The 24,446-nt window shown below is 56.9% G+C and carries 16 protein-coding genes and 1 pseudogene; 14 read left to right on the plus strand and 3 right to left on the minus strand.

The genetic code is table 11. The features are described 5' to 3' along the window. Positions 1 to 67 precede the first annotated feature (67 nt). From ACESTR_RS12940 to ACESTR_RS12970, 7 genes are all read left to right on the plus strand, one after another. On the plus strand, positions 68 to 574 hold the full coding sequence (locus tag ACESTR_RS12940) for a mobilization protein (protein WP_337754440.1): 507 nt from the start codon (positions 68 to 70) through the stop codon (positions 572 to 574). Between the two features lie 100 nt (positions 575 to 674). Further along, positions 675 to 1,877 (plus strand): site-specific integrase, encoded by a 1,203-nt coding sequence (locus ACESTR_RS12945; RefSeq protein WP_026318416.1) that lies wholly within the window; start codon positions 675 to 677, stop codon positions 1,875 to 1,877. 1,075 nt (positions 1,878 to 2,952) lie between these two features. Then, positions 2,953 to 4,248, plus strand: coding sequence for a DUF3575 domain-containing protein (locus tag ACESTR_RS12950; RefSeq protein ID WP_373179355.1), 1,296 nt, complete (start codon positions 2,953 to 2,955; stop codon positions 4,246 to 4,248). Beyond that, complete coding sequence (locus ACESTR_RS12955) at positions 4,245 to 5,234, plus strand: DUF5119 domain-containing protein (RefSeq protein ID WP_276770607.1); 990 nt, start codon at positions 4,245 to 4,247, stop codon at positions 5,232 to 5,234. The genes ACESTR_RS12950 and ACESTR_RS12955 overlap by 4 nt, the downstream gene beginning before the upstream one ends. Positions 5,235 to 5,278: 44 nt before the next feature. Next, entirely contained in the window at positions 5,279 to 6,361 is a 1,083-nt protein-coding gene (locus tag ACESTR_RS12960) for a fimbrillin family protein (RefSeq protein WP_015546456.1), read from the plus strand. A 115-nt stretch (positions 6,362 to 6,476) separates the two neighbouring features. Continuing rightward, positions 6,477 to 7,502 (plus strand): fimbrillin family protein, encoded by a 1,026-nt coding sequence (locus ACESTR_RS12965; protein ID WP_015546455.1) that lies wholly within the window; start codon positions 6,477 to 6,479, stop codon positions 7,500 to 7,502. Between the two features lie 5 nt (positions 7,503 to 7,507). Then, the gene (locus tag ACESTR_RS12970) at positions 7,508 to 10,282 is read left to right on the plus strand and encodes a fimbrial protein (protein WP_276770609.1); all 2,775 of its coding nucleotides are present in this window, start codon (positions 7,508 to 7,510) and stop codon (positions 10,280 to 10,282) included. 63 nt (positions 10,283 to 10,345) lie between these two features. Here ACESTR_RS12970 and ACESTR_RS12975 read toward each other — a convergent pair whose 3' ends face one another. From ACESTR_RS12975 to ACESTR_RS12985, 3 genes are read right to left on the minus strand one after another with little or no spacing between them, the layout of a single operon-like run. Then, positions 10,346 to 11,125, minus strand: coding sequence for a metal ABC transporter ATP-binding protein (locus tag ACESTR_RS12975; RefSeq protein ID WP_195636871.1), 780 nt, complete (start codon positions 11,123 to 11,125; stop codon positions 10,346 to 10,348). Further along, positions 11,122 to 11,973, minus strand: coding sequence for a metal ABC transporter solute-binding protein, Zn/Mn family (locus ACESTR_RS12980; RefSeq protein ID WP_276770612.1), 852 nt, complete (start codon positions 11,971 to 11,973; stop codon positions 11,122 to 11,124). The genes ACESTR_RS12975 and ACESTR_RS12980 overlap by 4 nt, the downstream gene beginning before the upstream one ends. A gap of 27 nt (positions 11,974 to 12,000) precedes the next feature. Then, the gene (locus tag ACESTR_RS12985; protein ID WP_276770614.1) at positions 12,001 to 12,876 is read right to left on the minus strand and encodes an IS982 family transposase; all 876 of its coding nucleotides are present in this window, start codon (positions 12,874 to 12,876) and stop codon (positions 12,001 to 12,003) included. A gap of 76 nt (positions 12,877 to 12,952) precedes the next feature. Between ACESTR_RS12985 and ACESTR_RS12990 the strand changes: the two are divergent. From ACESTR_RS12990 to ACESTR_RS13020, 7 genes and pseudogenes are all read left to right on the plus strand, one after another. Continuing rightward, a pseudogene (locus ACESTR_RS12990) lies at positions 12,953 to 13,867 on the plus strand (relaxase/mobilization nuclease domain-containing protein); the annotation flags it as partial. Positions 13,868 to 13,905: 38 nt separating this feature from the next. Then, complete coding sequence (locus ACESTR_RS12995; protein ID WP_276770620.1) at positions 13,906 to 14,103, plus strand: hypothetical protein; 198 nt, start codon at positions 13,906 to 13,908, stop codon at positions 14,101 to 14,103. Positions 14,104 to 14,277: 174 nt separating this feature from the next. After that, on the plus strand, positions 14,278 to 15,930 hold the full coding sequence (locus ACESTR_RS13000) for a DUF6377 domain-containing protein (protein ID WP_276770622.1): 1,653 nt from the start codon (positions 14,278 to 14,280) through the stop codon (positions 15,928 to 15,930). Between the two features lie 250 nt (positions 15,931 to 16,180). Continuing rightward, complete coding sequence (locus ACESTR_RS13005) at positions 16,181 to 19,201, plus strand: SusC/RagA family TonB-linked outer membrane protein (protein ID WP_276770624.1); 3,021 nt, start codon at positions 16,181 to 16,183, stop codon at positions 19,199 to 19,201. Positions 19,202 to 19,213: 12 nt separating this feature from the next. Next, complete coding sequence (locus tag ACESTR_RS13010) at positions 19,214 to 21,079, plus strand: RagB/SusD family nutrient uptake outer membrane protein (RefSeq protein ID WP_276770626.1); 1,866 nt, start codon at positions 19,214 to 19,216, stop codon at positions 21,077 to 21,079. A 10-nt stretch (positions 21,080 to 21,089) separates the two neighbouring features. Further along, positions 21,090 to 22,205 carry a SusE domain-containing protein gene (locus ACESTR_RS13015; protein ID WP_276770628.1) on the plus strand — a complete coding sequence of 372 codons (1,116 nt, stop codon included), beginning with the start codon at positions 21,090 to 21,092 and terminating at the stop codon, positions 22,203 to 22,205. A gap of 18 nt (positions 22,206 to 22,223) precedes the next feature. Next, positions 22,224 to 24,437, plus strand: a complete 2,214-nt coding sequence (locus tag ACESTR_RS13020) for a SusF/SusE family outer membrane protein (RefSeq protein WP_276770630.1) — start codon at positions 22,224 to 22,226, stop codon at positions 24,435 to 24,437. Positions 24,438 to 24,446 lie beyond the last annotated feature (9 nt).

The following is a 24,446-nucleotide window of genomic DNA, read 5'->3' on the forward strand; positions in this document are numbered from 1 at the left end:
TTTTCAGAAAAAATTTTTCCGGCGCGGCTTTTTGTTGTCGCCAGACAACAGCGAGCTGTACCTTTGTATGCCGAAAATTTTTTCGGCATACGAAAGGAGCTCGCTCTGCGAGGCCGGGCGTTCTCCCGAGTCGAACGCCTTTTTAACCGATATCATGAATACCGACCCAAAACAGACAAACAGAAATGCCCGGAAATCTGAAACACCAAGCTACAAGTACTCTTTCTGGTTCAATGAAGAGCACATCCGCTTCAAGAAGCTACTCTGCAAGTCCGGATTGGAGCATAACAGGAGCCAGTTTATCGTAAAACGCATTTTCGGAGAAGAGTTCGTCGTCATCAAACGCGACCCGTCAAAGACGCAGTTTATCGCCCGGCTGAACGACTTTTATTTTCAGTTTCAGAAACTCGGCAATAACTATAATCAGATTGTAAAGGCTGTCAATTCGCACTTTTCCAACGTCGCTATCCCGCATCAGATCGCTATGCTGGAGCAACGGACCCGCGAGCTGAAAGCCCTCAGTATCGAGATTCTGAATCTTGCAAAACGAGCTGCGGAATGGTTGCGAATATAAGATCGGGAGCATCGTCCAACCGACAACGCTATCGGAATCAAATATAGAATTGTACGCTTGCTCGTTACCTTGACCCGGCAACTTTAACAACAACAAACGTATGGCAAGCGTAAAAGTAAAATTCCGGGCCTCGTCCGTTGCGGATCGTGAAGGCCGACTGTATTATCAGATCATGCATAACCGTGTAACCCGACAGATCAACAGCGGCCATAAACTGTTACCGTCGGAATGGGCCGCTCTGCGTGCAGGATTGCTCCGGCCGGATTGCAAACCCCGACACGCTTACCTTGTCGCATTGAAAAGCCGGATTGCAGAAGACATCGCCCGCCTGGAGTGCATTATCTCCCGGTTGGAGCATACGGGCGAAAGTTATACGGCCGGGGATGTGGTCGCACGCTATCTTACGCCTTCGGATGCCGGAGGCTTTTTCTCTTTCGCTCGGAGTCTTGTCGGGCAGTTGAGACAGATCGGGAAAATCCGCACGGGCGAACGTTATACGACCGTCTTGAACAGCTTCGGGCGTTTCCGCAGGAATACCGAGGTGTCTTGGGATGAGATGGACTCCGACCTGATGATCGAATACGAGACTTATCTCAAATCGAGAGGTGTATGCCCGAATACCTCCTCCTACTATATGAGGGGACTGCGTGCCATTTATAACCGGGCCGTCGAGAAGAAAATGACCGTGCAGCGCGATCCGTTCAAGTATGTCTACACGGGCATTGGCAAAACGGTCAAGCGGGCTGTACCCTTGAAAGTCATCCGCCAGATCCGGGATCTGGATTTGGCGCTGTTTTCGGCGATGGATTTCGCCCGCGACATTTTCATGTTCTCATTCTATACCCGTGGAATGTCGTTCATCGACATGGCTTACCTGAAGAAGAAAGACCTGCAAAACGGCATACTCTCTTACCGCAGGCAGAAAACGGGACAGCAGTTGTTCGTCAAATGGGAAAAACCCATGCAGGAGATCGTCGATAAATATGATACGAACGCCACTCCTTATCTGCTGCCGGTAATTCGGGACATGCATGCCGACGCTCGCCGGCAGTACAAGAATGCGGCGCATCTGGTCAATGACAAATTGAAAAAATTAGGCGAGCGGTTGGGACTGGACATACCCTTGACCAGCTACGTCGCCCGCCACGGGTGGGCTTCCATCGCCAAGGACAGAAACATTCCGCTCGCGATCATCAGCGAGGCGATGGGACATGATTCGGAGAAGACCACGCGGATCTATCTCGCCTCTTTGGACACATCGGCTGTGGACAAGGCTAACAGCCGAATTCTGAAAGCATTGTAGTCGTACAAAGATTTTTGTTCAGCCGGCTTTCATTCGGAAATCTCTTTCAAGGCTTATTCTTGAAAGAGATATTTTTTCCGACAGATCAATCCACCGGAAAATCTCTCTCCGGAAGGAATAGGTGGTTCGGTAGTGATAATTGAAGAAATAAACGACGGCTAAATCCTCAAAATAGCATTTAACGGATTGACTGATAGATGCAACTTCTCTTCATGAGAGAAATATCTCACTGCCGCAAAGTTATGAAAAATATGAAATACGGCAACAGAATTCGGTGAAAAATAAAATTATCCCGGTCATTTCAATTCGAAATGTTAAGCAATCGGGAGAATTTGTTGAACTAATTCGGAGGCTTTCGTGCGTAGGGCGCTGGGAATAAACGCTAATCATTTCGCTATTTCTCTCATGAAGAGATGTATCGGCTGACGGAATCCTCCAAAGGAAATCGCAAACGGCTTGCAACCGGTAAAAATGGAGCAGAGAGACATTTTCGATGGATGATTCCGACTGATTGATAGGGAGAGTAGAAAGAAAAATGTTGTGAAACAGACTGCTTCTCTCCGCAAGAGAAATATTGACAAACACAAAGTTATGTAATTTAATGGAAATAACGGTATAAAACGGATGAAATTTTCGGCTGCTGAACTCGCCGAAAGGTTTTTATCCAACAATGTTATATAAATAAACCGCCCGTTGAGTGTGATTTCCGTTTGTTTACCAGATAGTTACAACCTATTATATCCATCGCTCTTTCTCTTGCGGAGAGAAAGAGCGTAAAACGAGCAGAATATCTGTTTACAGATTTACGGAATAGATGATTGATATTCCGGGAGGGGTGATATAAACGATTGTAATACATATTAATACACCTATTGGCATGAACTACGGGTATGCGCCCTGATTGATTGAAAAACAAGTATAAACATGTATAGATATCGTCTCGCCCAATACGGAAGGAATCGGAAACAGCCCGCTGGTTCGTCATGCGGGCCTACAAAAGCGAAAAGAGAGCGGAGGAAAAACTCAAAGGCAGAGATGGATTGGAATTTTTAGAAACTTTATCGAAACAGGTCCAATGGAGTTGCGACGGAAGATATTCTTATTGATGCTGGCGTGCGTTTGTTGTCTGAATGACAGCCATGCGCAACATGCCGTATCCGATTTATCCCTGCGGAGGGATACGAGCGCGATCATTCGTCTGTATTTCCGTTTCGACCGGTCTCTGCTCGAAAAGAAGTATCTGACAAACGAGGAGTCGCTCGCCAAACTCGACACCATGCTTAACAGACCGGAAGTCAGGGATAATCTCGATTCCATTGTCATCATCGCGTCGGCATCACCCGAGGGCATGTTGGAACGCAACATCAAACTCGCGGAAGAACGGGCTCGGGCTACGCGCACCTATGTGTATTGGAAGCATCCCGACATCGTGCGAGAGAAGGTGCAGATATATTCTATCGGCGAAGATTGGGCGGGCCTGGCCCAACGGATTGCCGATGACGACCGATGTCCCCATCGGGCTCGAGTCCTGGAGATCATCAATTCGGACGTCAATTCCGCGACCAAAGAGTGGCGGCTAAAACAGGTGGGCGACGGTGCGGCATGGCGGCACATCGTAAACAACCATCTGCGTTATCTGCGGGCCGGCGCAACCTGCATCATCGTGTTCCAGTCGGTTCCCCATGCGCCCGAACCGACGGTCGAGCCGGAACCCGAGTCAGAACCCGGACCGGTCGTAGAACCAGACACCGAGCAGATGCCGGCTCCGCAACCCGTTCCGGAGTCGCCGGCCATGGAACCGACGTTCGTCCGCAAGCCCCTGCTGGCCGTGAAGAGCAACCTGCTCTTCGACCTGGCCTCGGCGCTCAACGTCGAGCTCGAAGTCCCAATGGGCAAACGCTGGTCCGTTGCCGGGGAGTGGATGTTCCCGTGGTGGCGGAGCAACAAGTCGGACCTGACGATGCAGCTTCTGGCAGGACATGGCGAAATAAGATATTGGCTGGGCGACCGCGCCAAACGAGATGTCATGACGGGCTGGCACCTCGGCTTGTACGGCGGCGGCGGAAAATTCGACTTTCAGGTCTTCAACGACGACGGTTCCCAGGGCGACTTCTTCGATGCCGGGCTGAGCCTGGGCTATGCGCACCGCATCGGACGCAGCCGCAGCCTGCGTATGGAATACACGTTGGGAGTCGGTTACCTGCGTTCGAACTATGAGGCCTACGACCGAGTGCGCGACACGAAGTACGGCGACATCAAGGTCGTCCGTTACCCGTGGGAGACCCGTCGGCTGAACTGGATCGGTCCTACGAGGGCGCGGATTTCGCTGGTATGGCTGTTGCATTACAGAAAAAAGGAGGTTGCAAAATGAAAAACATACTGATTATATCGGCTCTTGCAGGCGTTCTGGCGCTCTCCTCCTGCTGGCGCGACGACCTTTATTATGCCACCGTCGACCGCGCCACCGTCCGTATCGAGGCCGACTGGACTCCGGCGCGGCTGACGCCCAACGGCGTTTCGGCATTCGTGTTCGACCGCAACGGCGCGGCTTTCGACGTGGTCCGGAGCAACGACTCCCGGAAAGTGGACCTCTCACTGCCCGAAGGCTCCTATAGTGTTGTCGTGCTGAACAATACGCTGGATGAATACAGGAATATCGAAAGCGCGGGAACCGACCGGCTGGAGACCTTCGCCCTGATGGGCAGGGCGGTGTCCCCCAACTTCACGTCGCTCGGCGGCGGCACCCGAGCGGAATCCTTCATCGGGGAGCCCGACACGGTGGCCGGAAGCGTAGTCCGAAATATCGAGGTGACCCGCAAGATGATCGAATATTTCCGGACCAAACCCCACGGCATGGAACCCGCCCCGGCGGCAGTCTATCAGACTGCTCCGACCCGCATCATCTCGGTGGCCGACATCAGGGTGCATGTCAAGGGGCTCAAATATGCCGCGGGGGCGCCCCGCACCCACCTGAAGAATCTTTCGGGCGGCTATTACCTCGATTCGGACAAGCCGCATTCGCTGCAGGTCTGCCACGAGTTCGTGCTGAACAACCGCTGCTTCGATGCGAAAGACCCGCGCAACGGCACCATCACCAGACAGCTGGCGACGTTCGGCCTGCACGATGAGACGGGCGTGCGCTACCTGATGGAGATGGAGTTCGTGCTGCTCAACGGCGAAAAACATCCCGTCTCGCTCGATGTCACCGATGCCATCCGCGTGACGCAGGGCGCGACGCACAAGATCATCCATATCGAGGTGGAGATCGAACTTCCCGAGGTGATCGGCAACGGCGACGGCGCCTTCGACCCCGACCTGGAGGAATGGGAGGACATCGATGTCGACATCCCGATGTAACCGACGAAACATGATTTTACAAACACCATAAAAAAAAGAAAAAAATGAAAAGATCTGTTCTCATCGCTCTGGCGGCCTTCGCACTGGCCGGCTGCGCAAAGGAAAGCGTGGTCGACTCCGCCCTGACCAATGCCGGCAACGCTATCGGCTTCAACACCTATTCGAACATCACCCGCGGCAATCCGTTCGACAACAACCCCGAGTTCGCCGCATCGGGCAACGTCTTCGGCGTAACGGCCTTTATTAGCACCTCGGACAGCCCCTACATGGGCAAGGCCGATGCCGGCACCGAGATCGTTTCCGACGGCACGAAATGGGACTACAAGAACACGAGCGACATCCGCTACTGGCCGACCCAGGGAGAAACCCTCAGTTTTTACGCCTATGCGCCCTACACCAAGAACGGCGTTGCGATTCCGGTTGCATATACGAAGGGCGACGGAATGATCATGACGGACTATACCGTTCCTGCCGACGATGCCGGCCAGGTGGACCTCATGTACGCCTCGGCGCTGAATGTCGCCAAGGCAAGTCCGGCCGTGAAGGTTCCCCTCCAGTTCAAACACGCGATGACGCAGGTGCGTTTCAAGGCCAAGGCCAAGGGCGACGGTGTCTTCATCGACGTGAAGGAGAACGGCATCAAGCTGAGCAACCTCAAGTCGAAGGGCACCTTCACCCTCTCGGCCGCCGGCGCTGCCAGCTGGAGCATTACTGAAGGCAACCTGACCGAATATACGGCAGTTTTCCCCGAGACCAAGGAAATCACCAATGTGGAAGCAAAAAATCTCTATGATGCGGACAAGGCACTGATACTGCTTCCGCAGGAGTTCGCTGCAAAAACCGGTGACGGAGACATGACCGGCGGCACCCTTACGATTTCCTGCAAGATCTATTACAAGGATAATAACGCAACCCCCCAGTATCTGTTCGGTTCGGCCGACACGTATGCCGACTACACGGTTCCGTTCAGCAGCAAGAAAGTTACCGGCGATACGGAGGGGGAAGAGATCTGGAAGATGAACAAGCGCATTACCTATACGCTGACCGTCACCGGCAACCTCGAACCTATCCTGTTCAAGACGTCGGTAGTGGATTGGGAGGATTCCAACGCAGACATGGAGATCTAAGACGCTCTGGCCGCACGCATGCGCCGGCCTCACGAAATTCCGGGAGGGTTGAATGTCCCTCCCGGAGTACAAACCGGACCGCCCGGCGGTCCGATACGATTTACAAGTTACGGATATGGAAACACGAAGATATTGGCTTTGGGCGGTTTTCAGCCTGACGACTCTTATATCGTGCGGCAGGGGAGGGGATGAAGCCCTGCAACCCGCGGACGACGCCATCCGGTTCGACGACCGGATAGGGGATTCGGCCGTTCCATGGACGAAAGGCGTACAGACCGACGACGGCAACTTTGCCGACTTCGGGGTTTTCGCCTACTATTCGCCCCAGGGCAGCTACGATGCCGCCGCTTCGAAGCCCGATTACATGTACAATGTCCGGGTGACACGCCCCGCCGGAGGGGACTGGACCTATTCTCCGACGAAATACTGGCCCCAGGGAAAGGTCAGCTTCTTCGCCTATGCTCCGTATGACACCGATGCGGCGGTCTCCGTCTCATGCGGGACAGGCGCTCCGCGCGTCACCTATGCCGTTCCCGACGCCGTGGCGGATCACCGCGACCTGCTGCTGAGCGCCCCGGCCCTCGACCGGACGAAAGAGGGCGGCAGGGTGCCGCTGACATTCCGCCATGCGTTGGCGGCCGTGGTCTTCGAAGCCAGCGTCGACGGCACGCTCTCCGAGGGACAGTCGATACGCATAACCGGAATCCGTCTCGGAAAGTTCCTGCATAAGGCCACCTGCCACCACGAACTGCCGGACGCCATCACGCAGACCTTAGCGACGGACGCCGCCGACAGGGAGTACGCTCTCTCGGAGGCGGACGGCACGTTGCAGGGCAATTCGCTGGTTGCCGTCTATCCCGTCTACCAGCCGGTCTCCTCCGCAACGGGCTGCGCGATGCTTTGGCCGCAACAGATCGATGACGACGACCTGCTCACCGTCACGGTCCGCTACACGTCGAACGGCGTGACGCGGGAATCTGCAATAGTTCGGAATATCGGCGATTTCGTCGTCTCCGGCAGCATCGAAGCCAGCAAGCGATATGTTTTCAGACTGAAGTTCACCCCGTTCGGCGAGATGGCGCTGACCTGTGTGGTGCAGGACTGGAACCAGGAAACCATTGATGTCCCCGATTTCGATTGACGATTATGAAACGATTATTCCATATAGCCTGGATGTGTCTGGCCGTCGCGGCGTGCTCGAAGGATGAATTGCCCGGAACGCATGGCGAGTTTGCCTCGCTGACGCTGAGCGTCGCCTCTTCGCAGAACGACGTGAAGACCCGCGCCGTGTCGGCCGATGCCGACGAACAGCGGATCAACAACCTCTACATCTTCATATTCAACCCGGACGGGTCGGTCGATTGCCGCAACTATATCTCCAGCCTGAGCGCATCGAGCTGGACCGGAACCATCGGCGGCCTGACGTGCGGCACGGGGAAAAGCGTGGCCGCCATTGCCAATACGGACAATACGGTCGTCGACATTACCCGCGAGATGCTCGACGGCATCGCCTCGCGTGCGGCGTTGGATTCGTGCGTGGTGAACCTCCGGGGCAAGTTCATCGAACGGGGCACCAACTTCCTGATGACGGGCGTCGCCGAGAATGTCACCGTCACGGCCGGCAGTCCCGTCTCGGCTACCGTGCCGCTGACACGCGTCGACTCCAAAATCCGCTTCCGCGTCACCGAGGCTTCGGGCGTCACCTTCACTTCCGACGACTGGCGCGTCGTGTCGGTTCCACGCAAGGCGGGGATGATGGCTTCGCGCACCGACCTGTGCACCGACCCCGCGGAGTGCTTCGATACGGAGTGGGCTCATTTCGAGGAGGACGGCAAGACCTTCGCCTTCTATTCGCTGGAGAGCGTCCTGACGCCCCGGGCCGAGATTCCCGTCACGGCGGGCACCTATGAGGAGCAGTATGCGCTGCGCGAGAAACAAGACAAGACCCCGACCGGCGCGGGAATCGAGGTCGCCAACGGCGACTATACCTATGCGCCGAAGACCGGAACCTGCGTCCAGTTGCGGGGTGACATACGCTACAAGGACGCGTCGTCGGGCGTGGAAATATCGACCGATGTGGTCTATACGATCCATCTCGGAGGCGTGGAAGGCGTCGACGACTACAACTTGCTCCGCAACACCTACTATACCTATAACGTGAAAATCGTGTCGGTGGACAAAATCATCATCGAGGTCGATTCGAGCAAGAAGACCGAGGAGGACGAGCAGCGTCCCGGCGCCGAGGGCGATGTCGTGATGGCGCTGCAGATCAAGGAGCTGGACGCGTACAACGAGGTGTTCACCCTGAGTTTCCACCAGAGCAACGTGGACGAGACCATGACCTGGGACGTCAACACCCCCTTCTCGCGGGGCGCCGCCGGCGAACATCCGGCCGACTACAAGTGGATAAAGTTCCGGATCAACAGCAAGAACAGCAGCAACTTCTACAGTAGCACCGATTTCCGCGCCTATCCGGGCAACGATGCGGTCTACACGGGGACGGTCTCGCTGGACACCTATATGACTGACGTGGCGAACGGGACGGACAAACTGCTGTATGTCGACCAGTTGGTGAATATCCTTCAGGCCTGCAAGGAGCGTTACCGTACCAGCGGAAGCGGGGGCTCCGACCACCTGTTCGACAGTAGCGACTACATGCGCTTCACGGCATTCGTCGACGAATACTATTACGAGACGAGCCCGACCGATCCTTCGGAAACGGCCGTGAACGGCTTGTGGAAGAAATTCGTCAACCAGCAGGCGCGGGTCATGAACATCCTTTCGAATCTGGCGTACAGCCCCGATCGCCAGAGCACGAAGACCAACGCCATCTATTCGATCCGCCAGTCCTCAATCCAGACCATGTATAACATCATGGACGAAGAGAATTTCACGGCCTGGGGCACGGAGATGATCCAGGAAGAAACGCCGGTCGCATTCGAAAAAAACACGAACGACGTTTCCAACCCGACATACAACGACTCGAACAACGGACGTGCGAATACGCTCCGGATGTGGCTGGGCGGCAGTACGACCAAACGCTGGAGCGATTACGTCACGACGTCGACCTGGACCCTGAAGTCCGATTACGAGGCTGCCAAATACAAATGTCTGCGGATGAACCGCGACAACGACGGCGACGGCACGATCGACGAGAACGAGGTGCAATGGTATCTGGCGGCCATCAACCAGTTGACGGATCTATGGATCGGCGAATGGTCCTTCGACCAGCGAGCCAGGCTTTACAGGAAAACGACCTGGACAGAGGGGCAGGAGCAGTATTTCGCCAGCAGTACGGTTCACGAGAAGTACCTTGGCTATGACAACCCCATAATCCTATGGTCATCCGAAGGCTCCTCGACCGGAAAACTTTCCCAAAATTATTCCAGTTCGATTTCTACTCCTGTTTATTATCGTTGTGTCCGTAATCTGGGAATTCCACGCACGGCCGCCGGAACCGTCAAGCCCGACGATATGGCCACCTACGATGCGATGACCCGCAGGATCTCGCTTGCCCGAATCGATCAGCAATCCATCCGCGGCTATTTCCAGACCGCCGAACTGCCCGAACACCACGAACGCGAGGCGGCCAACAAACCTTGGAGGATATTCGAAGTTCTAAACACGCCATCCGGAGGCCATGGATATAATTGGGAGTCGCTGAGGAGCGCGGCAAGCGCAGGCAACTCCCCGTGTCCGGCAGGATACCGTATCCCCAATCAGCGGGAACTGGCGCTGATGCACTCCCGAATCGGCAACGACGGAAACTGGACGCTCAACAACCATTTTTCGCGCACCCGTTTCCAGTTCGGCTCGAACCGCCCCGGATTCTCCGTCAGCCAAGGCAACAGTGTGCTGTATCTGTTGACCGGCACAGGCAATTATGGCGGCGTGCGCTGCGTGAAAGATATAAACGAATAACGCCGCAGGGAGGCATTCTCCGCCCTAATGCGCCCGGCTGTATGACCATTGTCGCGGTGGTCGTTATCGGACAGAATCGTGGTCGCAGCATCCGTCCCCCGGGTGGTGCTCCAGCACGGTGTGGGGAATGTGGCCGTGCGAAACGAGCTGGATAGGGCAGTCGTAGTTGCGCAGCTGCTCTTCGGTCAGCACGTTCGAGCGATGACGGTGCACGCGGCGGTTGACACAGACGATCTCTTTCACGACACTCGTGATCGTGCCGATGTCGTGCGACACCATGACGATTGCCATGCGCGTATTCAGTTCGTGCAGCGTGCGGTAAAGCTCTTTCTCGAACTTGTTGTCCACGAAATTCGCGGGTTCGTCCAAAATCAGCAGCTTCGGGTCCGAGATCACGGCCCGGGCCAGCAGTGCTCGCTGCATCTGGCCGCCCGACACCTCTCCGATCGGCTGGCGGGCCGTTTCGGCAATCCCCGATGAGGCTAGCAGCGCCATCGCCTTTTCGCGGTCCTCCCGGGTGTAGGGGGAGCGGAACCCGCGGCAGCCTTGCAATCCCGACAGCACGACTTCGAGCACCGAGATCGGAAACTCCCGGTCGAAATCCGACAGCTGCGGCATATAGCCGATCAGCCGCTCCTTGCCTCGGAACAACTCCGGCGCCAAACATATTTCGCCCGTATGGGGCACGGTTCCGAGTATGACTTTCACGAGCGTCGTCTTTCCGCCACCGTTGGGACCTATGACACCCAGGAAATCGTTGTCGCCGATTTCCAGATCGACATGCTGAATGGCTTCGTATCCGTCGTATGCGACGCTTACGTCGCGCATCGTTACCAGATTCATTTTGCGGTGATTAAGTCGGTTATCGTGTCGATGTTCACTATGGCGTCCCGGTCCAGCGGATCAATCGCTACGTATTCGGCGTCGATGTCTCGGGCTATGACCTCCACGGTCGATGCCGGGAATTGCTTTTGGTAGAATATCCGGCGGACTCCATCCTCCCGGGCTTGCCGGATGATCGCCGTCAACTGCTTGGCCGAGGGCTCCTTACCGTCAGCTTCGATGGCGACTTGCCGCAGTCCGTAGTCGCGGGCATAATAGGTGAGGGCGGGGTGGTAGACGATGAAATATTCGATGCCACTCCGTGCGATTTTCTCCGCCGTGCGAGCGTCCAATGCTTGTAACTCCTTCTGCAACCGGTTATAATTGGTTTCGTATTTCACCGAATCGGGATAGGCTTTGCGAATGGCTTCGAAAGCGTTTGCTGCCATCTTCTGCAACGCCTTCGGGGAGGTCCAGACATGGGGATCGACACCGTGCGTATGATTGTGTCCGTGACTGCTGTGCGAACAAGAGCCTTCGATCAGGTCGATTCCGCGGCTCAGGTCGATGACTTTCTCCTGTTGTTCGATTTTGCCCAACAGCGAGGTTTCGAAGTCGATAAGTCCCACATTGAAAATAAGTTGTGCTTTGTTTAGCTCCACAAATTGTCTGGGCGTAGGTTCGAACGTCTCGGGACTGGCTCCGGCGGGCACGAGTACTTCGACTTCGAAATCTCCGCCGACAATGCTGTCCACAAGGCTTTGCAGCGGTTGTATCGAAACGTATAAAATTCTGTTATTCTGCCGGTTATTCGTTATGCAGGCCGTCAGCAGCATGATTGCCGACAGGTATGTCGCAATTTTACGCATGATTGATAATCAAAACCCGTTGTGCATTTACGCGAGTGGTATCTTTAAGTTATTAATCTTCCGATTGTTTCTTTTGTTAATGAGTTGTATAGTAGTAAGAGCCATTATTTTAGCGGTTATTCTGGTTCTGAATCCGTCGAATGATTTGGCATAGTTTCGTCGGATCATAAACAGGTCGCAAAGTTGCGAAAAAAGAGTTTCGATCCTTTTTTGACAGCGTCGGAATACAGGATGTTGCGGCTTGTAATCGTTCTGATTTCGTCGCATGGGCACTTCCAATACAATTTGCCGGCTCTCGAACAGATCCAACTGGTAGTCAGCACTCGGATAGCCTCTGTCGCCCGACAGGACGCAGTCCCGATAAAGTTCCTTGACATCTTTCAGATAATGAATATCATGTACCGAAGCTTTCGGGAGGTCGAAACTGCGGATCACTCCATCCAACGAGCAGACGACATGCAGCTTATAGCCATAATAGTAAGTCTGTTGCGAAGCACAGAATCCCTTGTCGGGTGCAGCATAATATTCCTGCCTGCAGACCGTCGAGCGAGAACTACGGCTGATCCTGCATACCTCCAGCGGCATACTGTCTACAATCAGATAGTCTGGAGCCGTGGAGATGTTTTCGCCCATACGTTTGCGAAGGGCGGACAAATGGGGGGACAAGGCGCTGCGACGGCGGTTGCAGACGCTACGTTCAATTCGGGTTCGCAAACAATCGGGCAGCCTGCGGAACAATTGGCATTCCGAGTCTATGCCCATATATTCTGCAGTCAGAGAGAGGGCGAGAACCTCCATATCGCTCATACGGGGCTGACGATGCTGATTACGAAAATTCGATCTTGCCTCTATATTCTGTAATGTTGTCAAAATTTTTTCGTAACTTGCACTAAAGTTGTTCATGATATTTATCTGATTGGTAACCAGATAAATATACGGAATTTATCCAACATGAACAACTTTTTTATACGTTTATGCTAAATGCACAACGGGTATCTCCTTGTCTTTCTCACCCAAGGACGCCCCGCGGATGACCGACGCCCTGATGACGCAGATCGCAAAGGAGTATATGCAGAAGATGGGCATCACCGATACGCAGTATCTATTGGTGCGCCATCTCGACCAGCCCCATCCGCACTGCCATCTGGTCTACAACCGGGTCGGGAACAACGGGCAGACCATTTCGGACGAGAACATCAAGATTCGAAACGCCAAGGTCTGCCGGGAACTGACCGAGAAGTACGGATTGTATCTCGCACCGGGAAAGGACGACGTACGGCGGGAGCAATTGCGCGAACCCGACAAAACCAGATACGAAATCCACGATGCGATCAAAGGCTGTCTGTCCAAGTGCAAAAGTAGGAACGATCTGGAAGGCAAATTAAAGGAACAGGGCGTCAACGTACGCTATAAGTATTGCGGAAATACCGACCGGAAACAAGGTGTCTTGTTCTCGAAAAACGGCTTCGAGTTCTCCGGATCGAAGATCGACAGGGCTTTCAGCTTTACGAAACTCGACAACCAGTTCAACCATATTCAACAGCAGACCCAACACCGGGCAACGCTTGTCGGGAACCTCTCGGCGGCGGCAAGCAATTACCGTTCGGCATTTGCAGCGCTGTTCGGCAACACGGGCAGAGGCGGGGGTAGTACACGCGAAGAACCGCCTTCGGTCAACCTTGGAAAAGCCGGGGGCATCCCGCTGCCGCCGGCCGGTTCGCCCGTCGGAGTGTCCGCCGAGCAGTTACAGCGCAAGCCGGGAGAAAGCCCCGAAGAGCATATCGCACGAATCACGGCGCTGCTCGATGCCGCGGCCGAAGCAATGGCGATAGCCGCCGCGGAACGCCGCCGCAGGATGGAAGAACAGAAAAGAAGAGCCAAAATAAAACTGTAACCAAATTTGACTGTGATATAGCTATCTGTTTCCAGCCTTTGAAAGAGAAGGAAATTTTCAAGGTGATGCAGGAGACCGTTTTCATGCGCAACGATCTGTTTGCCAATGCGATGAATCCCGCCGAGCCGCGCAACACGTCGCTCGTCCGCAAGCACTACGCTGCCTTGCGTACCGAGATTGACGACGCTTTCGGCAAGCTCTTCGAAAAACAGAGCAAGATCAGCGACCAGAAGTAATTCACGAGTCCTTTCCCGCACGGAAACGGGATAACGTCTTGACGAGGTGGCGGTTTTCGGATTGCTGCCCCGTTTTTTTTGCAATCCTGCGACTAGGGCACCGCGATTTTGCATATCCGGGAATTTATGTCTATTTTTACTCGGGATTCCGGTAGTACCTCTTTAAAATCGATCATGAAAATTCGTTTGCTGCTTTCTCTGATGCTCTTACTGCCTGCAGCCCTTCCGGCCGGGGCGCAGCCGGCCGAAAATCTCGGAAAACAATTCCGGGAACTCGACCGGGTCATTGCCAACCGGGAGGTCTATGCGGCGCGGCGCGAAGGGCAGTTCGAAGAGATCAAATACCGGCTCGCTCACGGCAGCCTCTCCCCCGAGGAACGTTTCTACGATTACGGGCGGCTGTTTAACGAGTATCTTTCGTATCAAGTCGATACGGCCATCCATTACGCCCTGCTGAAAAAGGAGCTGGCGCTCAGGAGCGGCGACAGTCTGAAGATACTCGAAACGGACCTCAACCTCGCGCAGATCTATGCCATTGCCGGACTGAATCAAGATGCGTTCGAGATACTCAATGCCATGTCGACCCGCCATTTCACTCCGTTCTTGCACAGTTATTACCACAATATCTATAGCTTGCTTTACGAGGACGTCTACCAGTCGATCGACAATCCCGAACTCAAGCGGCACCACTACGAACTCCTGCACGATGCCTATACGACGTTGCTCGGATCGCAGTCGCCTAACGAGGACGGCAGCAGCTACTACTATACGAAAGCCAACCTGCTGAATCTCGAGAACCGCCATTCCGAAGCGCGTGAATGGCTGGAGACGAATGCCGAACGCATGAAGACCAATATGCGCGAGGAGGCCATCTATTACTACCTGCTGGCCGAAACCTGCATCCACGGCGGCGGGACGCGCGGCGAGGCCGAACGTTTCTATGTCCGTTCGGCCATCATCGACTTGAAGACCGGCATCAAGGAGTATGTTTCGCTCCACCGGTTGGCGCAGATGCTCTATGCCGACGGCGAGATCAACCGGGCTTACCGCTATCTGAAGGTGGCCCTCGAGGATGCCAACTACTGCAATTCGCAGAAACGGCTGGTCAAGGTGTCGCAGTTGCTGCCGATTATTGACAACGACTATCAGATACGCCGCAACCGCCAGCAGCGCAATCTTTACATCAGCCTTTCCTTTCTGGCCCTGCTGGTGGTGCTGCTCATTGCGGCACTTACCTATATTAATAAACTCTACCGGAACAACCGCCGGGTGGGGCTCCGGCTGGCGGCCCTGAATAACGAACTGAAAGAGCTGAACAGCCATCTGAGCGAGTCGAACCTCATCAAGCAGACCTATATCGTGCGGTATATGGATTTCTGCCTGAACTATATCGACCAGATGGATTCGCGCCTCAAGCGCATCGCACGTCTGCTCGACGGCAATAACCGCGACGCGCTGCGCAAGGCGCTGGACCCGGCGGCGTTCGCCCGCGAGAACCTCGAGCTGTTCTACAACAATTTCGATATCACCTTTCTGAAACTCTTTCCGTCGTTCGTGGAGGAGTACAATAAACTGCTGAAGCCCTCCGAACGCATCGTGCTGAAGGCTCCCGACGCACTTACCACCGAACTGCGCATCTATGCGCTCGTCCGGCTGGGTATCACCGACAGCGTGCAGATCGCGCAGTTCCTGCATTGTTCGCTCTCGACGGTCTATAACAACCGGACCTCGGCCCGCAACAAGGCTTGTGTGGATCGCAGCCGCTTCGAACATTTCGTCGCCCGCATCGGCATAGCCGAGGAGATCGGCAGCGACGGGCTGAAATAGCCCGGAGGCGATTCCCTCCACTACCGGGAGCGCTACCGATATAAATCGGTTGTGTTTATTCATATCGTTGATTATTAGCTGAATTCTTCGAAAAAACCACTACTTTTTAGCTCCCTGCTCTTGCAGGAGGCTCGGCGGCGGTATAAATTTGTCTTCAGAGCGGCAGGTTCGTTTGCCGCCGGCTAATCTAATAACAATAACCTAAACCAACCGGAGTATGCGAAAAACTCTACCTTGTTGTATACGCGCAATGCTGTCTGTCCTCGCCCTGTTTCTGTCTGCGGCGGCGGCTTCGGCGGGAACGATCCCGATTAACGGCCTGGTCGTTAATAAGGGAAAAGAGCCGATGGTCGGCGTTACGGTCCTGCTCAAAGGCACCTCGCAGGGCGTTACGACCGATGCTGAAGGCCGTTTCTTCATCGATGTCCCCGACAAGAAAAGCGTTCTGAGCTTCGGCTTCGTCGGCTACCAGATGCAGGAAATCGTGGTCGGCAGCCGGATCAATCTCCATGTCATCCTCGAAGAGCAGGTTTCGGAACTCGACGAGGTGGTCGTTGTGGGCTACGGTACGCAGCGGAAGCTGAGCGTCGTGGGGGCCGTCGAGGGCCTCGCCCCGAAGGACCTGCAGATCGGTACTAACCGCTCGCTGAGCAACAACCTTGCGGGGCAGCTTTCGGGCGTGATCGCCGTGCAGCGCACGGGCGAGCCGGGCAAGGACAATTCAGACTTTTGGATTCGCGGCATCAGCACCTTCGCCGGAGGCTCCACGCCGCTGGTGCTGGTCGACGGCGTCGAGCGTTCGCTCAACGACATGGACCCGGCCGAGATCGAGTCGTTCTCGATCCTGAAGGATGCCGCCGCGAGTGCCGTCTACGGCGTGCGGGGTGCCAACGGTGTGATCCTGATCAACACCAAACGCGGCGAGGTGGGACCTCCGAAAGTCTCGCTGCGTTACGAGGTCGCCATGAGCGAGCCGACGAAGCTCCCGGAATTCGTCGATGCGACCACCTATATGGAGGTCATGAACGCTATCGCGTCGGACAGCCGCATCACGCTGCCGTTCTCTCAAAAGCAGATCGGCCTCACGAAATCCCGGTACGATACGGACCTCTATCCCGATGTCGACTGGATCGACGCCATCACGAAGAAACATGCCTGGAACCAGCGCGTGAACGTCAATGTCAACGGCGGTTCGCCCGTGCTGCGCTACAATGTCACGGCCTCGGTCTACAACGAGCGGGGCATCATGGAGCGCGACGACAGCCAGTCGTGGGACGGTTCGACCAAGCTGACCCGTTACAACGTCCGTTCGAACGTCGATGTGGACATCACCAAAACCACGCTGCTGAAAATCAACATCGGCGGCTACCTGCAGCGGCAGAACAAGGTCAACCACGACATCGAGGACCTGTTCAACGTAGCCTTCAACACGCCGCCGTTCGTCCATCCGACCATCTATTCCAACGGAAAGGTCGCCCGCAAGGACGGCAACCAGAATCCCTGGGCGCTGGCCACGCAGACCGGCTACCAGCGTCTCTCCAACTCCAAGATCGAGAGTCAGGCTTCGCTCGAGCAGAACCTGAAATTCATCACCCCGGGTCTGCGGGCCCGTGTGACCTTCGCTTTCGACAGTTCGAACGCCAGCCTCGTGCGGCGCGGAAAGACGCCCGATTACTACAATCCGGCCACGGGGCGCGACGACGACGGCAACCTGATTATGAACATCGCCAGCTACGGACAGGAGTTTCTCGACCATGCCTCGTCGGGTGAATTCGGCGAGCAGACGACCTATCTCGAAGGCGCCGTGAGCTATTCGCGCGAGTTCGGCAAACACTATGTCGATGCCATGCTGCTCTACAACCAGCGCAGTTACGACACCGGCGAGAAGCTGCCTTACCGCAACCAGGGCTTCGCGGGGCGTTTCTCCTACTCCTACGACCGCCGTTATGTCGCCGAGTTCAATTTCGGATACAACGGTTCGGAGAATTTCGCCCGCGATCACCGCTTCGGCTTCTTTCCTTCGGTGGCCGTCGGCTGGCTGATCTCCGAGGAACACTTTATGGAGCCGGCCCGCGACGTGCTGTCGAAGCTCAAGCTGCGCGGTTCCTACGGCATCGTCGGTAACGACCGCATCAACGGACTGCGCTTCGCCTATATCACCACGCTGGGAACCAACAATGGCTATTCGTGGGGTACGGACGGCAGCGGCGGCCACACGACCCAGGGCAATGTCGCCCATACGGGCCGCTGGGAGGGACACCAGGGAGTCGCCGACCTCACTTGGGAGGAGTCCGCGAAATTCGACATCGGCCTGGAACTGGGGCTCTGGAATGCCCTGAACCTGCAGGCGGACTATTTCTTCGAGCGCCGTAGCAACATCTTCATGCAGCGCACCAATATCCCCGGCTCGGCAGGCTTCATCGACTCCCCGTGGGCCAACTACGGCATCGTCGAAAACCGGGGTGTCGATCTGGCGCTGGAGTTCAACAAGCAGTTCGGCCGCGACTGGTTCCTTTCGCTCAAGGGCACGTTCACCTTCGCCCGCAACAAGACCATCGAGAAAGACGAGGCCCCGACCGTCGTCGGCACCTACCGCTCCTATACCGGACAGTCGGTCTCGACACTCTACGGCCTGACGGCGCTCGGGCTCTTCACCGAGGCTGATTTCGCCGACGTTGAAAAAGGTATCCTGCGCGAGGGGCTTCCCACGCAGTCATACAGTTCGGTCCGTCCGGGCGACATCCGCTACAAGGACCTGAATGGCGACGGGGTGATCGACGATCAGGACATGGGGCCCATCGGCGGCACCGAGACCCCGGAGATCGTCTATGGATTCGGGGCCAGTGCCCGCTGGAAGAACCTCGATGTCAGTGTTTTCCTGCAGGGGACGGCCAATACGTGGCGCATCGTCGGCAGCGATGTCTTCATTCCCGGCAGCGGTTCGGGCGTGCTGGGCAACATCCTGACCAACTATGCCGACAGCTGGAGCCCCGACAGTCCGCGTCAGGATGTCTTCTACCCGCGTTTTTCCTACGGTTCGAGCCTCAATAACCGGCAGCCGTCGACCTGGTGGAAGAAGAGCATGAGCTTTCTGCGCGTGAAGACCGTCGAGATCGGCTATACCTATAAGAAATGCCGGTTCTTCGTGAGCGGCAACAACCTCTTCTGTTTTTCGAATTTCAAACTCTGGGACCCCGAGGTCGGAGCCAACGACGGACTGATCTATCCGACGATGCGCAGTTACTCGCTGGGAGCTTCCGTAACCTTCTAAAACCGTTCTGCCATGAAAATACGCATATACCTGACTATCGTGCTGGCGGGCTTTTCGCTGCTCGCATCGTGCTCCTACCTCGATCAGGTGCCCGAGGACGAGCTGACGCTCGAAATGGTCTTCAACGACAAGACCCGCACCGAAGACTGGCTGGCCGGCATCTACGCGGGCATCGCCGATCCCTATTGGGACTATATGAACAAGGCCGGTTACGACACGCTGGGCGACGACATGACGCTGCCCACGGCCTGGACGACCTTCGACTGGACGGTGCTCCACATGGTCGCCGGCAACTGGTCGCCGGCCACCGAATGGAAGATGTACTACTGGTCGGAACTGCCCAAATACATCCGTTCGGCCTATATCTTCCTCGACCATGTGAAACCCCTGCCGCAGGACGGTGTGACCGCCTCGGAGGTGGCCCTGATGAAGAACGAGGCCCGGTTCATGATCGCTTACTACTACTGGCTGCTGATCGAGACCTACGGCCCGATCCCGTTCTCGCCGGGGCTGGTCGATGCCGGGGCGAGCAACGAGGAGCTGCTGATCGGCCAGACGCCGTTCTACACGATTGTCGATTGGATCGACAAGGAGCTGACCGAAGCGGCCAAGGGGCTGCCGGCCTACTATACCAACAACAACAAGTTCGGCCGTGCCACGTCGGTCATGTGCCATGCCGTCCGGGCCCGCATGCTGCTCTTTGCCGCCAGCGACCTCGTGAACGGCAATCCGGACTATGCCGGGCACGTAAACAAGAAGGGCGAGGCGCTTTTCAGCACGCAGCACGACCCTTCGAAATGGACGAAAGCCGCCGAAGCATGCCGGGAGCTGATCGAGCTGGCCGAAGGCAATGGTTACAGGCTTTACACCGAACTGACGGCCGACGGCAAGATCGATCCTTTCCTGTCGTACCAGAACATGATGTTCACACGCTGGACCGACGGCAACAAGGAGATTCTTTTCGCACGCCCCGGAGGGTGTAACATCTGGGATTACGAGAAGCACGCTACGCCGCGCGGCAGCGGCGGCAACGGCGGTCTGGGTGTGAGCCAGTCGCTGGTCGACGCCTTCTTCATGAAAAACGGCCTGCCGATCGACGACTCCGCCTCGGGCTATTCCGACGTCGGTTACTCGACGGCCTCCGACCGTCGCAACACGGAGTGGATCGAGGGAAGCCCCACGGAGACCCCCGGCGAAATCACCACCGCAGGAACCTATAATATGTACTGCAACCGCGAGGCGCGTTTCTACGTCACGGTGCTTTACAACGATGCATGGTTCCGCGAGTCGAACCGCCGCACGGAGTTCCACAACCCTGACATGGACGGTGGCGGCTACAACTCCCCGCAGGCGGGCTACCTGCTGCGCAAGAAGGTGCATCCCGACCACAACGAGCTGAACGACAATTATATCTACCGTCCGGGAATCCTCTACCGGCTGGGCGAGGCTTACCTCAACTACGCCGAGGCGCTGAACGAGTGCGACCCGGGCAATGCGGACATCCTCGTCTACCTGAACAAGATCCGCGAACGCGCCGGCATTCCGACCTACGGGTCCGGTCCCGACCAGATTGCGGTCGATGCTTCGGACCAGATCGCCATGCGCAAACTGATCCGCATGGAACGCCGTGTCGAACTCTGCGTCGAGGGCGTCCGCTACAACGACCTGCGCCGCTGGAAGGAGGCCGGGAACGTGCTCAACGAGCCGGTTTATGGCATGAACGTCAACGCCACGACCCGCGACGGCTATTTCCGCCGCACGCAGCTCGACTACAAGCACGTCTACCGCAAGGCGTTCTATTTCATGCCCGTACCGAGCTGGGAGATGGACAAGAATCCCAACCTCGTGCAGAATCCCTATTGGTCAACCCAGGAATAACACGCAACCGATGAAAAAACAGCATTTTATCTGGATACTGGCTTCGCTCCTTGCATTCGCCGGATGCGACGAGGACAAAAGCCCCTATGCTCCGACCGGCGGCGAAGCGCTCCGCATCGACGCCTCCGTGGAGGAGATCGTGCTCGACCCCGCGAACAATGCCCAAACGGCCGTTACGTTCACCTGGAACCGGGGCTATACCTATGGCAGCGCCGTTTCGGTGGAGTATTGCTTCAAGATGGACATTGCCGACAACAATTTCGCCACGGCGACCGACCTCGAGGTGTTGGGACCGGATGTCTTCGAGCGCAGCTTCACGGTCGAGGAACTCAACGACCTTTGCCTCGAACGGTGGGGGATCACCCCGGGCGAATCCGCCCGGCTCGAGGGCAAGGTGATCGCCCGCCTCACGGCCGACAAATTCCTCATGCCCGGAGTCGCTACGACGGCTTTCGACGTGCAGACCTACGAACTGCCCTCCGCGCCGCTCTACCTGCTGGGCGATGCCGTCGAGGTCGACGGCGCCGCGCTGGGCTGGGAACCTTCGAAAGCCGTGGCCATGACCGAGGAGGTCCTCTCGCGCCAGTACAGCTACAAAGGCCGTTTCCGCACCGGCGAATACATCCTGCCGCGACAGCGCACGAGCCTGCTTCCTGCCTTCTTCCGCGGGGCGGACGCTTCCTCGATGGAGCTCTGCACCGATGCGGAGGGCACGCGCCTGCGGATCGACCGTTCGGCCACCTACCGGCTGGTCGTGAACACCAAGCGCCTGACCCATACGCTGGTATATTATCCGGAATACGAGTTCGTCTATATGGTCGGGGGTGCCACTCCGGGTAACTGGGCCATCGAAAAAGCCACTCCGCTAACCTGGGTCGAGGGTACCGCGCAGTTTGTTTACGAGGGCCCCTTAGTGGTCGGAGAACTGAAATTCCCGGCCGGAAAGACCAGCTGGGACGCTCCCTTCTTCATGCCCGTCGTCGAGGACTGCACCGACCTGACGATGACGGGGGTGCAGTTGGTGCAGCCCGGCGGCGTGGACTATAAATGGCGCGTCACCGAGGCCGGAAACTATCGGATCACGCTCGATATCGACGCGCTGACGATCAGTTTTGAAAAACGCTAACCCTTAAAATTTCTGAAAATGAACCGTATAAAAAATCTATTCATCCTCTTGTCGGGGCTGCTTCTCTGGACGGGATGCAGCGACGACAAGGAGGTCGGCGGAGCGGACATCCGTCCCATCACGCTCTCCCCGGAGCAGGACGCCGTGACCATCACGCGCGAAAATGCCGCACAGACGGCCCTGACTCTCACGTGGAACGACGGGAGCCGCTATGCCGGCAAAACGGCCTATACGCTCGAACTCGCCCTCAAGGACGCTCCCGTTGCGAAGGTGCATAAAGTCGGGGAAATCGCCGCGAACAGCCATTCGTTCACCGGAGCCCAACTGCAGGAGCTGATCGTCGGCGAGTGGGGTGCTGAGGCGGGCGACCCGGTGATCCTCACGGCTCGTGTCGCGGCAGTCACCGGCTCCGAATCGGTCAACCTTTCGGCGGTCGTGCAGGTCGGTGTGACGACTTATGCGACGCTGTTGCCGCTGACGCTGTCGGCCGATCCGCAGACCCTCATTCTCGACGAGGCTCAGGCTGCTGAAACGGCTGTGGCTTTCGCGTGGAGCGATGCGAACGACTATGCCGCTGACGCTATCTATCGTTTCTCGCTCGGAATTTCGGGCGACGAAACGGCCGTGGAGACCGCCGATGCCGCCGGTATGGGAAAAACCTATACGGTGGGTGCGCTCAATGAGCTGCTCACCGAGACCTGGCGGCAGGAACCCGGCCGCCGCATCACGCTCGAAGCGCGTGTCGCCGCTTATGTCGGCGGGGAACAGCAGGCGGTGTCGGCCATCTCCTATGTCGATGTGACGCCCTACGGAGCGACGCCGGTCTTCGCGTCGCTCGCGCTCTTCGGTGATGCGACTCCCGGCGGTACGGACCCGGTGCAGGCCGTGGCCATGACCCGTTCCGGGAGCGACAGCCCGGAATTCACGTGGAAGGGTGCGCTGGAGGCCGGAAACCTGCGTGTGCTATGCAATCCCGACGGTACGCTCGGTGTCGATCAGTTCATCGCCTCCGAGGCCGACAGGGAGATCGTTTCGGGACGCAGCGAGACCATGACCCTCACCCGGGCCTCCGATCCTGCCCGGAATGCGTATATGTGGAAAATCGCGCAGGCGGGCGAATACACCGTCACCGTGGATACCGAGCAGCGCACGATTCTCTTCACGCTCGAACGGCGCTTCTACACCTCCCTCGCGATGGTAGGTCCCGCGACTCCCGGCGATTGGGCGATCACGGAGGCGACGCCGCTGACGCGCAGCGGACGTGTCTTTACGTGGGAAGGCGACCTGAAGGTCGGTACGCTGCGCTTTGCGTGCGATCCCGACGGCACCTGGGAGACCGACCAGTATATCGCTTCGGAGCGGGACAAACCCGTGGTCCCGGGTGTCAGCGAGGAGCTGGTGCTGGCGGCCGTGTCGGAGCCGAACCGCGGCGACTTCATGTGGAAGATCGGCGTTCCGGGAACCTGGGCCGTCTCGGTCGATACGGGGGCGGGAACGGTCGTGTTCACCCTCAAACGGAGCCTGCTGGAGAACTGCACGGCGATGCACATGGTGGGTGATGCCGCACCCAACGGCTGGGATGCCGGGAACATGACTCCGCTTGCGTCCGAAGGCACGACGTGGAAATGGTCGGGACACCTGAACCGCGGCGAACTGAAATTCGTCTGCAACCGGACTGCGGGTAACGACTGGGGAGAGTACCAGTTGCTTGCGACGGTCGCAAGCGACCCGGTCACTCCGGATGCTACGGTCAAACCTTTTGCCTGCACCCCCGCCGACGACAACAAGTGGGACATCCGCACGCCCGGCAATTATGAAATAGCGGTCGATATGCAGGCCCAGACCGTCACCTTCCGCCTGGTGCGGAGCGATGCCGAGGAGACGGCCTATCCGTCGCTCGGGCTGATCGGAGGCGCGGCGCCCCAGGGCTGGGGATTCGATTACAGTCAATCGACGCTCCTTCCGGAAGACGGCAACCGCTATTACACCTGGACTGGACACCTGAACGAGGGCGGTCTCAATATCATGTGCGACATCTCCGATACGGCGTGGGGGAGTCCCCGGCTGACGGCGCTCGAGCCGGACACGCAGGTCGTGCCGGGTGAAGCTTGCGGCATGCACTACAAACAGGACGATAATGCCTGGCTCATCGCCACGCCCGGACGTTACACGATACGCGTGGACATACACGCTATGCAGGTGATCTTTACGCTCGAACAAGCTGACGAATAAAATAAACTG

The sequence above is a fragment of the Alistipes sp. DJF_B185 genome, from assembly GCF_964250025.1.
GTDB classification, from domain to species: Bacteria; Bacteroidota; Bacteroidia; order Bacteroidales; family Rikenellaceae; genus Alistipes; species Alistipes finegoldii.